The sequence below is a fragment of the Pseudomonas sp. KH_021 genome, assembly GCF_057838865.1.
On the sequence record NZ_CM174477.1, the window covers coordinates 6,127,117 to 6,141,935 of the forward strand.

15 protein-coding genes and 1 pseudogene are annotated in these 14,819 nt (G+C 60.2%); 9 read left to right on the forward strand and 7 right to left on the reverse strand.

Annotated elements, in window-relative coordinates; all coding sequences use genetic code 11:
* Positions 1 to 20: 20 nt before the first annotated feature.
* On the forward strand, positions 21 to 1,574 hold the full coding sequence (locus AC3IX4_RS28230) for a phospholipase D family protein (RefSeq protein WP_489258577.1): 1,554 nt from the start codon (positions 21 to 23) through the stop codon (positions 1,572 to 1,574).
* Here the strand turns inward: AC3IX4_RS28230 and AC3IX4_RS28235 are convergent.
* Positions 1,571 to 2,713, reverse strand: coding sequence for an MFS transporter (locus tag AC3IX4_RS28235; protein WP_489258578.1), 1,143 nt, complete (start codon positions 2,711 to 2,713; stop codon positions 1,571 to 1,573). The genes AC3IX4_RS28230 and AC3IX4_RS28235 overlap by 4 nt on opposite strands.
* A gap of 173 nt (positions 2,714 to 2,886) precedes the next feature.
* The gene (locus tag AC3IX4_RS28240; RefSeq protein ID WP_489258579.1) at positions 2,887 to 4,380 is read right to left on the reverse strand and encodes an aldehyde dehydrogenase; all 1,494 of its coding nucleotides are present in this window, start codon (positions 4,378 to 4,380) and stop codon (positions 2,887 to 2,889) included.
* 198 nt (positions 4,381 to 4,578) lie between these two features.
* Here AC3IX4_RS28240 and AC3IX4_RS28245 point away from each other — a divergent pair, with 198 nt between their 5' ends.
* Positions 4,579 to 4,938 (forward strand): cupin domain-containing protein, encoded by a 360-nt coding sequence (locus AC3IX4_RS28245; protein WP_489258580.1) that lies wholly within the window; start codon positions 4,579 to 4,581, stop codon positions 4,936 to 4,938.
* 83 nt (positions 4,939 to 5,021) lie between these two features.
* Positions 5,022 to 5,225 carry a hypothetical protein gene (locus AC3IX4_RS28250; RefSeq protein WP_489258581.1) on the forward strand — a complete coding sequence of 68 codons (204 nt, stop codon included), beginning with the start codon at positions 5,022 to 5,024 and terminating at the stop codon, positions 5,223 to 5,225.
* A 71-nt stretch (positions 5,226 to 5,296) separates the two neighbouring features.
* On the opposite strand, the gene rpmG is transcribed toward AC3IX4_RS28250, so the two are convergent.
* Both rpmG and rpmB read right to left on the reverse strand, forming a co-directional pair.
* Positions 5,297 to 5,452: a 50S ribosomal protein L33 gene (gene rpmG, locus AC3IX4_RS28255; RefSeq protein ID WP_010225867.1), complete on the reverse strand. Its 156-nt coding sequence runs from the start codon at positions 5,450 to 5,452 to the stop codon at positions 5,297 to 5,299.
* Between the two features lie 11 nt (positions 5,453 to 5,463).
* Positions 5,464 to 5,700: a 50S ribosomal protein L28 gene (gene rpmB / locus AC3IX4_RS28260; RefSeq protein ID WP_489258582.1), complete on the reverse strand. Its 237-nt coding sequence runs from the start codon at positions 5,698 to 5,700 to the stop codon at positions 5,464 to 5,466.
* 378 nt (positions 5,701 to 6,078) lie between these two features.
* Here rpmB and AC3IX4_RS28265 point away from each other — a divergent pair, with 378 nt between their 5' ends.
* Positions 6,079 to 7,668 (forward strand): ABC transporter substrate-binding protein, encoded by a 1,590-nt coding sequence (locus AC3IX4_RS28265; protein ID WP_489258583.1) that lies wholly within the window; start codon positions 6,079 to 6,081, stop codon positions 7,666 to 7,668.
* Here AC3IX4_RS28265 and radC read toward each other — a convergent pair.
* Positions 7,665 to 8,339 (reverse strand): RadC family protein, encoded by a 675-nt coding sequence (gene radC, locus AC3IX4_RS28270; RefSeq protein ID WP_489258584.1) that lies wholly within the window; start codon positions 8,337 to 8,339, stop codon positions 7,665 to 7,667. The genes AC3IX4_RS28265 and radC overlap by 4 nt on opposite strands.
* A gap of 135 nt (positions 8,340 to 8,474) precedes the next feature.
* Between radC and coaBC the strand changes: the two genes are divergently transcribed.
* The 4 genes and pseudogenes from coaBC (at position 8,475) to argB (ending at position 12,701) form a co-directional block, all read left to right on the forward strand.
* Positions 8,475 to 9,683, forward strand: coding sequence for a bifunctional phosphopantothenoylcysteine decarboxylase/phosphopantothenate--cysteine ligase CoaBC (coaBC, locus tag AC3IX4_RS28275; protein WP_489258585.1), 1,209 nt, complete (start codon positions 8,475 to 8,477; stop codon positions 9,681 to 9,683).
* Between the two features lie 6 nt (positions 9,684 to 9,689).
* Complete coding sequence (dut, locus tag AC3IX4_RS28280; protein WP_489258586.1) at positions 9,690 to 10,145, forward strand: dUTP diphosphatase; 456 nt, start codon at positions 9,690 to 9,692, stop codon at positions 10,143 to 10,145.
* 177 nt (positions 10,146 to 10,322) lie between these two features.
* Positions 10,323 to 11,770, forward strand: a pseudogene (locus AC3IX4_RS28285) (phosphomannomutase/phosphoglucomutase); the annotation flags it as partial.
* 25 nt (positions 11,771 to 11,795) lie between these two features.
* Positions 11,796 to 12,701 carry an acetylglutamate kinase gene (gene argB, locus AC3IX4_RS28290; RefSeq protein ID WP_489258587.1) on the forward strand — a complete coding sequence of 302 codons (906 nt, stop codon included), beginning with the start codon at positions 11,796 to 11,798 and terminating at the stop codon, positions 12,699 to 12,701.
* A gap of 182 nt (positions 12,702 to 12,883) precedes the next feature.
* Here argB and pyrE read toward each other — a convergent pair whose 3' ends face one another.
* Complete coding sequence (gene pyrE, locus AC3IX4_RS28295) at positions 12,884 to 13,525, reverse strand: orotate phosphoribosyltransferase (protein WP_489258588.1); 642 nt, start codon at positions 13,523 to 13,525, stop codon at positions 12,884 to 12,886.
* A gap of 81 nt (positions 13,526 to 13,606) precedes the next feature.
* Here pyrE and crc point away from each other — a divergent pair, with 81 nt between their 5' ends.
* The gene (gene crc, locus AC3IX4_RS28300) at positions 13,607 to 14,386 is read left to right on the forward strand and encodes a catabolite repression control protein Crc (protein WP_489258589.1); all 780 of its coding nucleotides are present in this window, start codon (positions 13,607 to 13,609) and stop codon (positions 14,384 to 14,386) included.
* Positions 14,387 to 14,442: 56 nt separating this feature from the next.
* Here crc and AC3IX4_RS28305 read toward each other — a convergent pair whose 3' ends face one another.
* Positions 14,443 to 14,811 carry a DUF4870 domain-containing protein gene (locus AC3IX4_RS28305; RefSeq protein ID WP_489258590.1) on the reverse strand — a complete coding sequence of 123 codons (369 nt, stop codon included), beginning with the start codon at positions 14,809 to 14,811 and terminating at the stop codon, positions 14,443 to 14,445.
* Positions 14,812 to 14,819 lie beyond the last annotated feature (8 nt).

The window sequence follows — 14,819 nt, forward strand, 5'->3', positions numbered from 1 at the left end:
TGCGCCTTAAGGATGTGCCTTTGAGAATCAGTCGGGTCCTGACACTGCTGTTGCTCACGCATCTGGCAGGCTGCGCTTCAATCCATGCGCCCAGAGACGTCAGCCAGGCGCTGCCGGCCAGCCAGTCCGCGCTGGGGCGCTCGATCCAGGCAGAGGCCATCATTCATGAAGGCAAATCGGGATTTCGCCTGTTGCCCAACAGCGGCGAAGCCTTCAGGGCTCGGGCAGAACTGATCCGCAACGCCCAGTCGAGCATCGACCTGCAGTACTACATCGTCCACGACGGCTTGAGCACCCGAGCGCTGGTGCAGGAACTGCTGCTGGCGGCTGATCGCGGGGTGCGTGTACGCATCCTGCTTGACGACACCGCCAGCGACGGGCTCGACGATGTCATGGCCACCCTCGCCGCCCACCCCAGTATCCAGTTGCGCGTCTTCAACCCGCTCAACCTTGGGCGCAGTACCGGTATCACCCGGTCGCTGGGCAGATTGTTCAACCTGTCCCAGCAGCATCGGCGCATGCACAACAAGCTATGGCTTGTGGATAACAGCCTGGCAATCGTCGGTGGTCGCAATCTGGGCGATGAGTATTTCGATGCCGAGCCCAATCTGAATTTCACCGATATCGACATGCTGTGTGTGGGGCCGGTGGCAGAGCAACTGGGGCACAGCTTCGACCAATACTGGAACAGCGCCTTGAGCCGGCCGATTGGTGATTTTCTGTACCGACAGCCGACCCAGCAGGACTTGCTTGAAACCCGCCAGCGCCTGGAACAGTCGCTAATCGAAGCCAGGGGCAAGCGCAAGGCACTGTATGACCGCTTGATGGCTTATCAGACCGAGCCTCGCCTGGACACCTGGAGACGCGAGCTGATCTGGGCACACAATCAGGCACTGTGGGATGCACCGAGCAAGGTGCTGGCCAATGATGAGCCCGACCCGCACTTGCTGCTTACCACGCAACTGGCGCCTGAGCTGCAGAATGTTTCTGAAGAGCTGATCCTGATCTCGGCCTACTTCGTGCCCCGCGAGCAGGGCCTGCTGTACCTCACCGGCCGCGCGGATGCCGGCGTCGCGGTCAGCTTGCTGACCAATTCGCTGCAAGCCACCGACGTACCGGCCGTTCACGGCGGCTATGCGCCTTACCGCAAAGCCTTGCTGGAGCACGGGGTGCGACTGTTCGAACTGCGCCGGCAACCGGGAGATCCGGGTGGCGGCAGCGCACCCTATCGCTTTCGCGGGGGTTCGGACTCCAGCCTGCACAGCAAGGCGATCATCTTCGACCGAAAAAAGTCCTTTGTCGGCTCGTTCAATTTCGACCCTCGCTCGGTGCTCTGGAACACCGAAGTCGGCGTTCTGGTCGACAGCCCGGAACTGGCCGCCTATGCCCGTGAACTGGCCTTTGAAGGTATGGCCCCAGCCCTGAGCTACGAGGCCAAATTGCAGGACGGCAAGGTCGTCTGGGTGACCGAAGACGATCACCACCTCCATACCCTGGAGACTGAACCGGGCGGCGCCTGGCGGCGCTTCAATGCCTGGATCAGCCAAGCGGTGGGCCTGGAGAAAATGCTTTAGACCGGGGCTACCGAACCGAAAGCATCCCGCCGTCGCGCCAGCAACACCAGGCCCATGGCGCCAGCGGCCATCAGCCAGAGCAAGGCATGGCCGTTGACCCATTGGCTGCCCGCACCGGCCACCAACGGCCCGATCAAACAACCCACACCCCACAGCTGGGCCACGTGAGCATTGGCGCGCACCAGCGCATCATCGCGAAAACGCTCGCCGATCAGCACCAGCGACAACGTGAACAAGCCCCCGGCACTGGCGCCGAACAGCACCCACAAAGGCCAGATCAGCAGGGTATGCAACAACAGGGGAATCGCCAGGCTCGACAGCAATAGCATGATCGCGCAGCCGAAGAACAACGTGCGCCGCGACATCCGGTCCGCCAGCATGCCAATCGGCAGTTGCAACAAGGCATCGCCCACCACCACGGTGGCCACCATGTACAAGGCGGTTTGCTCATCGAACCCCTGGCGCAGGCAGTACACCGGCAACAGGGTCAGGATCATCGCCTCGAACGCCGCAAACAGCGCAATGGCCCAGGCAATGACCGGCAGACGGCGACAGAAGCCGACCAACTCGCTCAGGGTCACACTGCAGGCATCGCTACTCGGTGCTCCGCTGCGACCTAACAGCAAGAGTGGCGCGACCACTAGCAACCCGACGCCGACCCAAAAGCCCATATCATCCTCGGCGCCCACCGCACCCAGAAGCAATGGCCCCGCCAACTGGCTCAGGGCATAGCTGCTGCCATACAACGCCACCAGACGCCCGCGCCACTGCTCGACCACCAACTGGTTGATCCAGCTCTCACCCAGAATGAAGACAATGGTCAGGATGACCCCGATCAGCAAGCGCAGCACCAGCCACACCGGGTAACTGGGCAACAGTGCCAACAGGCCAATGGACAAGGCGCCGGCCCACAGGCACAGGCGCATCAACGCCGGGGTGCCGAAATGGGCGGCCAGGCGGCTGGACACTTTGGCGCCCAGCAATACACCCAGTGCCGGCATGGCCGCCATGACGCCAATGGCGAAGGAGTCATACCCCCAACTCTCCAGGCGCAACGATACCAACGGCATACTGACGCCCAGTGCCAGGCCGACGCTTAAAACAGCGGCCAGCACGGCGAAATAGGTGCCCCAACGCATCTCGACACTCCTGTGACAGATCGCCGCTGCCGCTCTGTGGTCGACCTGTAGCCGCTGCCGCCAGGCTGCGATCGACCGCAACGCGGTCGCAGAGACCTAAGACCCGCATTAGCGCCCCTGACGGGCCGCATCGCAGCCTATCGGCAGCGGCTACAGGCCAGGGGCGATGGACGTTACAGCTTGATCCAGGTCGCTTTCAGCTCGGTGTACTTGTCGAACGCGTGCAACGACTTGTCACGGCCGTTGCCCGATTGCTTGAAGCCGCCAAACGGCGCGGTCATGTCACCCGCATCGTACTGATTGACCCAGACGCTACCGGCGCGTAGCGCCTTGGCGGTCAGGTGGGCCTTGGAGATATCCGAGGTCCAGATACCGGCCGCCAGGCCGTAGGCCGTATCGTTGGCGATGTCGATAGCCTCTTTGACGCTGTCGAAGGCGATCACCGAAAGCACCGGGCCGAAGATTTCTTCCTGGGCGATTTTCATGGCATTGCTGACGCCATCGAAAATGGTCGGCTCCACATAAGTGCCGCCGGTTTCCTGCAAGGTGCGCTTGCCACCCACCAACAACGTGGCGCCATCGTTGTGACCGGCCTCGATGTAAGACAGCACGTTGTTCATCTGCTGGGTGTCCACCAGGGCACCCACAGTGGTCGCCGGATCCAGCGGGTTACCCGGCGTCCAGGCCTTGAGTGCCTCGACCACCATGGGCAGGAATTTATCCTTGATCGAGCGCTCCACCAGCAGGCGCGAGCCTGCGGTGCAGACTTCACCCTGGTTGAACGCGATGGCGCTGGCCGCCGCCTCGGCAGCGGCCTGAAGATCCGGCGCATCAGCGAAGACGATGTTCGGGCTCTTGCCGCCCGCTTCCAGCCAGACGCGTTTCATGTTCGACTCACCGGCGTAGATCATCAGTTGCTTGGCGATCTTGGTGGAGCCTGTGAACACCAGGGTATCGACGTCCATGTGCAGGGCCAACGCCTTGCCAACGGTGTGACCATAGCCCGGCAGCACGTTCAGCACGCCCACCGGAATACCGGCTTCTACCGCCAACTGGGCGATACGAATGGCGGTCAGCGGGGATTTTTCCGAAGGCTTGAGGATCACCGAGTTACCGGTGGACAGTGCGGGCCCCAGCTTCCAGCAGGCCATCAGCAGTGGGAAGTTCCACGGCACGATGGCCGCGACAACGCCCACCGCTTCACGAGTCACCAGGCCCAGCTGATTGTGCGGGGTGGCCGCCACTTCATCGTAGATCTTGTCGATCGCTTCGCCACACCAGCTCAGGGCCTGGGCAGCGCCAGGCACATCGATGTTCAGCGAATCGTTGATCGGCTTGCCCATGTCCAGGGTTTCAAGCAGCGCCAATTCCTGTGCGTGCTGACGCAAGAGACCGGCAAAACGGATCATGGTGGCTTTGCGCTTGGTTGGCGCCAGGCGCGACCAGACGCCGGAATTGAAGGTAGCGCGAGCGTTCTCGACGGCGCGCTGGGCATCGGCCCCATCGCAACTGGCGATGTGTGCCAGAAAGCGGCCGTCGACCGGGCTGATGCACTCGAATGTCTGGTTCGACACTGCGGCGGTGTATTCACCGTTGATGAAAGCACGGCCTTCGATCTTCATCTCCCGGGCACGTTGTTCCCAGTCCGCGCGAGTCAGGGTGGTCATACGAATCTCCTCCTCTTATTGATGGCAACGCCGTGAGAAGCGCTCGACGGCGATGAACGAAAACTCTGCCCACCAAGCATCCGCCCAGGGCAACCGTCACCCTAAACCACCGACCGTGGGATTATCAATATATTTGACATAGACTGAGCAAACGCCTACTGATGTGCGTTTTATTGAACAAACCCGGGGGACCAGCGTATGAATATCAATCAAATCATCGATTTCAGCCAAGCCGCCACTGCGGCTGAACGCTATCGGCCGGCGGCAGAGAAAGTGCTCGCCGGCGACCCGCAGCAGACGGTCTTCCATCACTACAGTAGCCCCTGCGGCCAATTCGGTGCAGGTGTCTGGGAAGGCGAAGTGGGCCACTGGACGGTCAACTACACCGAGCACGAGTACTGCGAAATCGTCCATGGTGTCTCGGTGCTGCGTGATCACGAAGGCAACGCCAAGACCCTGCGCGCTGGCGACCGTTTTGTGATTCCAGCGGGCTTTCGGGGCACTTGGGAGGTGCTGGAAACGTGCCGCAAAATCTATGTGATGTTCGAACCCAAATAGATAGATACCGCTTCAGCACAGCTTGCAGCCATGAACATTGAATGGCCCAAACGGGCATTCAATGACTCAAAGGAAGCAATGCAATGACTAACGAAGAAGCCCTTCAGCAGATCGACCACCTCGTCGGCACCCGTTACGTACCCAGCGTCAAGACTTACATCAGCGAACTGACCGGGCGTACCCGCGTCATCGGCGTAAATGAAGGCTCGACCCGTGAGTACGACCCGGAACGTATTCACATCAACGCAGAGAGCGACGGCATCATCACCTCGTTCCGTTTCTGCTGATTGAATAAACGGCGGTAAAAAAAAGGGCCCGTATCCTGAGATACGGGCCCTTTTTCAGTCAGCCGGATCAATTACTTGATCTTGGCTTCCTTGTAGATCACGTGCTTGCGAACAACCGGATCGAATTTTTTGATTTCGATTTTGTCCGGAGTGGTGCGCTTGTTCTTGTCGGTGGTGTAGAAGTGGCCAGTATTGGCAGTCGACACCAGACGGATCAATTCACGCATGATTCTCTCCCTTAAACCTTGGCGCCGTTAAGGCGAATTTCGGCCAGCACGACATCAATGCCGCGCTTGTCGATGATACGCATACCTTTGGCAGATACGCGCAGACGCACAAAACGCTTCTCGGATTCGACCCAGAAGCGGTGATGCTGCAGGTTCGGCAGGAAACGACGACGGGTTTTGTTATTTGCGTGGGAAATGTTATTCCCGGTTACCGGACCCTTACCGGTAACTTGACAGACTCTCGACATGCCTCAGCCCTCTAAAACCACATGCCCAACCCGGCATGGGTTGGCCGCTTAATCTCTCAGTCAATTTGGCGCCAGGCGCCGCGTTTCTTCAGGGTCTTACCGGATGCACCTTTTGGTACACGAACCGGGCCCCTAGAAAAGAGCGCTGCTTTATACCAGAAAGACCTGCGCGCAACAACACTCGCCGCATTTTGTGTTTTCCCAATAGCGCTGATTCACGGCGCAGGTCCCGCTGCAATGGGGCTGCAAGGGGCCGTGACCGCTCGTCGTTGCGTAGGGCAAAATGGGGATGGTCATTTCTGTAACAGAACACTAGGGTAGGGACTTTACCAGACTGCACCGGCAGATGGGCCTTCGACCCGCAAAGGAATTTCAACCATGCGTCTTGCGATGTTGCCATTGTTACTCGCCCCTCTGCTCGCCCCGGCGCTCGCCAGCGCTGCCGCCCTGAGCGTCTGTACCGAAGCCAGCCCCGAAGGCTTCGATGTGGTCCAGTACAATTCGCTGACCACCACCAACGCGTCGGCCGACGTCTTGATGAACCGCCTGGTGGACTTCGACGCCAAGCAGGGCACGCTCAAGCCGAGCCTGGCCGACAGCTGGGAAGTGTCCACCGACGGCCTGGTTTACCTGTTCAAGCTGCATCCGGACGTCAAATTCCACAGCACCGCTTACTTCAAGCCCAAGCGCACCCTGGACGCCCGCGATGTGGTGTTCAGCTTCCAGCGCATGCTCGATCCGGCCAACCCGTGGCATAAAGTCGCCCAAAGCGGCTTTCCACATGCCCAGTCGATGCAACTGGGCACCCTGATAAAACAAGTGGACGCCACCGACCCACTGACCGTGCGTTTTACCCTCAACCGTCCAGACTCGACCTTCCTGGCGACCCTCAGCATGGGCTTTGCCTCTATCTACTCGGCCGAATATGCCGAGCAGCTGCTCGATGCCGGAAAACCGGAAAAGCTCAACAACCAGCCGATCGGCACCGGCCCGTTCATTTTCAATCGCTTCCAGAAAGATGCCGTGGTGCGCTACAAGGCCAACCCTGACTACTTTGCCGGCAAGCCTGCAGTCGACCCGCTGATCTTCGCCATCACCCCGGACGCGAACGTGCGCCTGCAGAAATTGCGCAGCAACGAATGCCAGATCGCCCTGTCTCCCAAGCCGCTGGATATTGCAGCGGCAGGCCAGGACTCGGCCTTGAAGGTCGAAAGAACCGAGGCCTTCATGACCGCCTTCCTGGGGATCAACTCCCAGCATGCGCCACTGGATAAACCGGAGGTTCGCCAGGCGATCAACCTCGCCTTCGACAAGCCCAGCTACCTGAAGGCAGTATTCGAAGGCACCGCGCAAGCGGCCAACGGCCCCTACCCGCCGAACACCTGGAGCTATGCCAGCGAGCTACCCGGCTACAGCTACGACCCTGACAAGGCCCACGCCCTGCTCGCCAAGGCCGGGTTGAAGGAAGGCTTCAGCACCACGATCTGGACACGCCCGTCGAGTAGCCTGCTCAACCCCAACCCGAGCCTGGGCGCCCAACTGTTGCAAGCAGACCTGGCCAAGGTCGGCATCAAGGCTGAGATCAAAGTGATCGAATGGGGTGAACTGATCCGCCGCGCCAAGGCCGGTGAGCATGACCTGCTGTTCATGGGTTGGGCCGGTGACAACGGCGACCCGGACAACTTCCTGACCCCGCAGTTTTCCTGCGCGGCCGTGGAATCGGGGACCAACTTCGCCCGCTACTGCGAGCAAGGCCTGGACAAGCTGATCAGTGCCGCCAAGACCACCAACGAGCAAGGTGTGCGCACCAAGCTCTATCAGCAGGCGCAGACTCAGATCCAGCAACAGGCCCTGTGGCTGCCGCTTGCGCACCCCACCGCAGCGGTGCTGATGCGCAAGAACGTGCAAGGCTATGAAGTCAGCCCGTTTGGCCGCCAGGACTTCTCAAAGGTCACGGTCACGCCCTAAAGCCAACCGAATTCGGCCATCGACAGCGGCTCACCCTCGCCGACAATGAAATGGTCGAGCACCCGGACGTCGATAAGCTCCAGCGATTTCTGCAGCTGCCGGGTCAACACCCGGTCAGCCTGGCTGGGCTGACTGACCCCGGAAGGATGGTTATGGCAGAGAATGAGCGCTGCGGCATTGTGCGCCAAGGCGCGCTTGACCACTTGGCGTGGGTGCACGCTGGCGCCGGCGATGGTGCCGCGAAAAAGAATCTCGAAAGCCAGGACGCGATGCTTGGAGTCCAGGTACAGACAGCCGAACACCTCATGGGGCTCGTGCCGCAGCTGAGCCTTGAGATAGTCCCGAACGGCCTGGGGGCTTTCCAGCGCCGATTCGCGCCGCAAGCGCTCGGCCAGATGACGCCTGGCCATTTCCAGCACGGCCTGCAGTTGGGCAAACTTGGCCGGCCCCAGCCCCAGGTGCGCGCTGAACGCGGGAAGATCCGCCTCCAACAATGCTCGCAAGCTGCCGAATTGCTCCAGCAGATACCGCGCCAGGTCCACGGCACTACGGCCGCTGACGCCTGTGCGCAAAAAAATGGCCAGTAGTTCGGCATCCGACAGGCTCGCCGCACCGTTTTCCAACAGCCTCTCGCGCGGCCGCTCCGCCGCAGGCCACTCACGAATACTCATGACACCTCCATGTACAGGTTGAGCGCCGCTGTTCCGTAGCAAGCGCTGTGCTATCTTAGCCCATCTTTTTTTCGCGATATCGGGCCTGGGAAGGCATCGCTGTCGTCGTGTCAACACTGATCAAAAGGCAGGCCTATGCAGCGGCTGTATCGTAAGCGCATCGTTCTCGGCGTCGGCGGCGGCATTGCCGCCTACAAGAGCGCAGAACTGGTTCGCCGACTCCTTGAGCACGGCGCTGAAGTGCGTGTGGTAATGACCCGTGGCGGCAGTGAGTTCATCACCCCGCTGACCATGCAGGCCCTATCCGGCCACCCGGTCCACATGGACCTGCTTGACCCCGCCGCGGAAGCTGCGATGGGTCATATCGAGCTGGCCAAATGGGCAGACCTGGTCCTGATCGCCCCCGCCACTGCCGACGTGATCGCGCGGTTGGCCCAAGGCATGGCCAATGACCTGCTGACCACCCTGGTGCTGGCCACCGACGCCACCGTCGCGTTGGCGCCTGCCATGAACCAGGCCATGTGGCGTGACCAGGCCACCCAAGCCAACCTGGAGCTGCTGCAAAGCCGCAACCTCAAGGTATTCGGCCCGGCCTCCGGCAGCCAGGCCTGCGGAGACATCGGCCTTGGGCGCATGCTTGAAGCCACGGACCTGGCCGAATGCGCCGCCAGTTGCTTCCAGCGCCAACTGCTGACCGGCAAACATGTGCTGATTACCGCAGGCCCCACCCAGGAAAACATCGACCCGGTGCGCTACATCACCAACCACAGCTCCGGCAAAATGGGCTTTGCCCTGGCAGAAGCTGCAGTCGAAGCCGGTGCGCGCGTCACGTTGATCACAGGGCCCGTGCACCTGCCGACGCCAGACCGGGTCACGCGCATCGACGTAGTCAGTGCGCGCGACATGCTGGCCGCCTGCGAAGCAGCGATCCCCTGTGACCTGTTCATCGCCTCTGCAGCCGTGGCGGATTACCGTCCAGAAGTCGTTGCCCCGCAAAAACTCAAGAAAGACCCTACAACCGGCGACGGCCTGTTGCTGCAGATGGTGCGCAATCCCGATATTCTCGCCACCATCGCAACCCGTCCGGATCGCCCGTTCAGCGTCGGCTTCGCCGCCGAAACCGAACACTTGCTCGATTACGCCGCACGCAAGCTCAAAGACAAAAACCTCGACCTGATTGTCGCCAACGATGTGGCCAACCCCAGCATCGGCTTCAACAGTGAGGAAAACGCCTGCAGCGTGATCGATCGAAAGCTTCAAGAAACACTCTTCGCCCAGACCAGCAAAGGCAAGATTGCCCGCCAGCTGATCGCGTTTATTGCCGACCGTCTCAATCAGGTTTAACCACACATGCACGCCTTACAAGCCAAGATCCTCGACCCACGCATCGGCAGTGAATTCCCGCTGCCACAGTACGCAACCCCCGGCTCCGCCGGCCTGGACCTGCGTGCCATGCTCAAAGAGGAAACGGTGCTCGAACCCGGCCAGACGCTGCTGATTCCGACCGGCTTGTCGATCTATGTCGGCGACCCAGGCCTTGCAGCCCTGATCCTGCCGCGCTCGGGCCTGGGCCATAAGCACGGCATCGTGCTGGGCAACCTGGTCGGCCTGATCGACTCCGACTACCAGGGCGAGCTGATGGTGTCGTGCTGGAACCGTGGCCAGACCCCCTTCACCATCGCTGTTGGCGAACGCATCGCTCAACTGGTGCTGGTACCTGTGGTTCAGGCGCATTTCGACATCGTCGAGCAGTTCGATGAAAGCCAGCGTGGCGCCGGTGGTTTCGGCCATTCTGGCAGCCATTGATGATGTAACTCGCGAGCACTGAAGTACCGGACCACCGGACTTGCCTGCGAAGCTTTTTGTGGCTCTACCGACCATCGGGACAGCGCTCAAACGAACTCCAGGGCATAAATTCCGTCCAAGGGATCAGTTTGAGCCTACCCTCATCCGATGTAATCGCCTGCCAGACAGGCGATCGGTGACATTCAAGATGAAGATCAGCCCACTACGAATTCGGAGAATTCCCGCCTATGAATAGCATCGCCACAGCCGTTCCAACCATCCTGCAAAGCATTTTTCGTGCTTATGACATCCGTGGCATCGTCGGCGAAACGCTGCACGCTGACGACGCTTACTGGATCGGCCGCGCCATCGGCGCGCAAAGCCTGGCACAAGGTGAGCCGAACGTTTCGGTGGGCCGTGACGGTCGCCTGAGCGGCCCAGAGCTCGTCCAGCGCCTGATCGAAGGCATTCGCGATGCCGGTTGCCAGGTCAGCAACGTCGGCCTGGTGCCGACCCCGGCGCTGTACTACGCCGCCAATGTGCTGGCCGGCAAATCTGGCGTGATGCTGACCGGCAGCCACAACCCGTCCAATTACAACGGGTTCAAGATCGTCATTGCCGGCGACACCCTGGCCAACGAGCAGATCCAGGCACTGTACGAGCGCATCGCGCAGAACAACCTGCCCGCGGCGCAAGGCAGTGTCGAGAATGTCGAAATCCTGGAGCGCTATGCCCAGCACATTCGCGACGACATCAAGCTTGCGCGCAAACTCAAGGTGGTGGTCGATTGCGGCAACGGCGCGGCTGGCGTCATCGCACCGCAGTTGATCGAGGCGCTGGGCTGTGAGGTGATTCCGCTGTTCTGCGACGTCGACGGTAACTTCCCCAACCATCACCCGGACCCGGGCAAGCCAGAAAACCTTGAAGACCTGATCGCCAAGGTCAAGGAAACCAACGCCGACCTGGGCCTGGCCTTCGATGGCGATGGCGACCGCGTAGGCGTGGTCACCAACACCGGCAGCATCGTCTACCCTGATCGCCTGCTGATGCTGTTCGCCAAGGATGTAGTCGCCCGCAATCCGGGTGCCGAGATCATCTATGACGTGAAATGCACCCGTCGCCTCAAGGCACTGATCGAGGGTTACGGCGGTCGCTCGCTGATGTGGAAAACCGGTCACTCGTTGATCAAAAAGAAGATGAAGCAAAGCGGTGCCTTGCTGGCTGGCGAAATGAGCGGGCACATTTTCTTCAAGGAACGCTGGTTCGGTTTCGACGATGGCATCTACAGCGCGGCACGCCTGCTGGAGATCCTCGCCAAAGGCAATGACAACGCTGAAGACCTGTTCGCGGCCTTCCCGAACGATATTTCTACGCCGGAAATCAATATTGATGTGACCGACGTGACTAAATTCAGCATCATTGATGCCTTGCAACGCGACGCTCAATGGGGCGACGCCAGCCTGACCACCATCGACGGTGTGCGGGTCGACTATCCCCATGGCTGGGGCCTGGTTCGCGCCTCCAATACCACGCCGGTACTGGTGCTGCGCTTCGAGGCCGACAATGATGCCGAGCTTGCGCGTATCCAGCAGGTGTTCCACGCCCAGCTGAAACGCGTTGCACCTGACCTCCAACTACCGTTCTGATCGACTTGTTCCTCTGGAGCCCCGCATGACCCTCGAACACGATGCAGCCGCTAACGTCGCCAAGGTTTTGTCCGAAGCGCTGCCCTACATCCGCCGCTTCGTCGGCAAGACGCTGGTGATCAAATACGGCGGCAACGCTATGGAGAGCGAGGAGCTCAAGAACGGCTTCGCTCGCGATGTGGTGCTGATGAAAGCAGTCGGCATCAACCCTGTGGTAGTGCACGGTGGCGGCCCGCAAATCGGTGACCTGCTCAAGCGCCTGTCGATCGAGAGCCATTTCATCGACGGCATGCGCGTGACCGATGCGCAAACCATGGACGTGGTCGAAATGGTCCTGGGGGGCCAGGTGAACAAGTCCATCGTCAACCTGATCAACAGCCATGGCGGCAGCGCCATCGGCCTGACCGGTAAGGATGCCCAGCTGATTCGTGCGAAAAAGCTGACTGTTACCCGCCAGACACCGGAAATGACCACCCCTGAAATCATCGACATCGGCCACGTGGGCGAAGTAGTCGGCGTCAATACCGACCTGCTGAACATGCTGGTCAAGGGTGACTTCATTCCCGTGATCGCGCCGATTGGCGTGGGCGCCGATGGCGAGTCGTACAACATCAACGCTGACCTGGTGGCTGGCAAGGTTGCCGAGGCCCTGAAGGCCGAGAAGCTGATGCTGCTGACCAACATCGCCGGGCTGATGGACAAGCAAGGTCAGGTCTTGACCGGCCTGACGACCGAGCAAGTCGACGGCCTGATCGCCGATGGCACCATCTACGGCGGCATGCTGCCCAAGATCCGCTGCGCGCTGGAAGCCGTCCAGGGTGGCGTCAACAGCTCGCACATCATTGATGGTCGCGTACCTAACGCAGTACTGCTGGAAATCTTCACCGACAGCGGTGTAGGTACCCTGATCAGCAACCGCAAGCGTCACTGATACACGCCCCAACAAAAAAAGGCCCTGCAATCGCAGGGCCTTTTTTTGTTGCAACTGATGGATTGCGTAACGGCCATCGCAGTGGTCCGGCATTCCGGCAAGCCTGGCTCCTACCTTCAATGTAGGAGCCAGGCTTGCCGGAATGCCGGACCACTGCGATGAACGATGACACGCAAGTCCTGCTAGATACCGTATTGGGCTCGATAGGCTTCAACCGCCGGCAAGTGCTGCTTGAGCGCCGGGTCGTCGGCCAGGAACTCCAACACTTGGTTCAGCGAAACAATGCTGACCACCGGCATGCCGAAGTCGCGTTCCACTTCCTGGATCGCTGACAGCTCGCCATTGCCACGCTCCTGACGATTGAGTGCGATCAGCACCCCGGCCGCCTTGGCGTTCTGGCCCTGGATGATCTGCATGACTTCGCGGATCGCGGTGCCTGCGGTGATCACATCGTCGATGATCAGTACGTCGCCGGCCAATGGCGCGCCGACCAGGCTTCCGCCTTCGCCGTGGGCCTTGGCTTCCTTGCGGTTGAAGCACCAGGGCAAATCGCGGTCATGATGCTCGGCCAGCGCCACCGCTGTGGCGGCTGCCAACGGGATGCCTTTGTAGGCCGGCCCGAACAGAACATCAAAGCTAATGCCGCTTTCAACAATGGCCGCCGCGTAGAAACGCCCCAGCTGCGCCAGGGCCGAGCCACTGTTGAACAGGCCGGCATTGAAGAAATACGGGCTGGTACGCCCTGATTTCAGGGTAAATTCACCGAAGCGCAGAACCCCACGATCGATGGCAAAGCGGATGAAGTCGCGCTGATACGGCTGCATGAAAGAGTCTCGAATACCACGGATTTAGCTAATTAGGTAGAGCTCGGGTATCATACACGCACGAGATTTTTGGGGCCATTTATGCGGATCATCAGTGTCAACGTTAATGGTATTCAGGCTGCAGTCGAGCGTGGTTTGCTCAGTTGGCTGCAAGCTCAGAATGCCGACGTCATCTGCTTGCAGGACACCCGTGCCTCCGCCTTCGAACTGGACGATGCAGCCTTCCAACTGGACGGTTACTTCTTATACGCCTGCGATGCCGAAGTTCCCGCCCAGGGTGGCGTGGCACTTTACTCGCGGTTGCAGCCGAAGGCAGTCATCAGCGGTCTGGGTTTTGAGACGGCTGATCGCTACGGGCGCTACCTGCAGGCAGATTTCGATAAAGTCAGTATTGCCACCCTGTTGCTGCCATCGGGCATGAACGGCGATGAAGACTTGAACCAGAAGTTCAAGTTCATGGACGACTTCGCCCGCTACCTGGACAAGCAACGGCGCAAACGTCGCGAGTACATCTACTGCGGTTCGCTCTATGTGGCGCAGCAGAAGCTCGACATCAAAAACTGGCGCGACAGCCAGCAGTCGCCGGGCTTCCTTGCCCCCGAGCGCGCCTGGATGGACGAGATCGTCGGCAACATGGGCTATGTCGACGCCTTGCGCGAAGTCAGCCGTGAAGGCGACCAGTACAGCTGGTGGCCAGACAACGAACAGGCCGAGATGCTCAACCTGGGCTGGCGCTTCGACTACCAGCTGCTGACCCCTGGCCTGCGCCGGTTTGTCCGCAGTGCACGCCTGCCGCGTCAGCCGCGCTTCTCCCAGCATGCGCCGCTGATCGTGGACTACGACTGGACGCTGACGATCTAGTCAGCCACCAGATACAAAAAAGCCGACTTCGAAGTCGGCTTTTTTGCATCTGGTGGTTATTTGATCACTCGCCAGGTGAACGGGTAACGATAAGGCTGGCCTTCATTGGCCTTGACCGCTGCGATGATCGCCAGGATGGCCGCAGCAATCACGACAAAACCCAACAGTGCAAACCCGATCACCACGATCATCAGCAAGAAACAGATCAGCGAAGCAATGGTGACCGTGACCTGGAAGTTCAGCGCTTCCTTGCCCTGGGCATCAACAAAAGGATCCAGATCCTTTTTCAATTGCCAAATGAGCAAGGGGCCGAGCAAGTTACCGAACGGGAAAAACAGCCCACAGAACGACGCCAAATGGCAGAACATCGCCCACTGGCGCACATTGGCACTGGGGGTGGGTAGAGGGATTGGTTCATCACTCATGCTGTTCT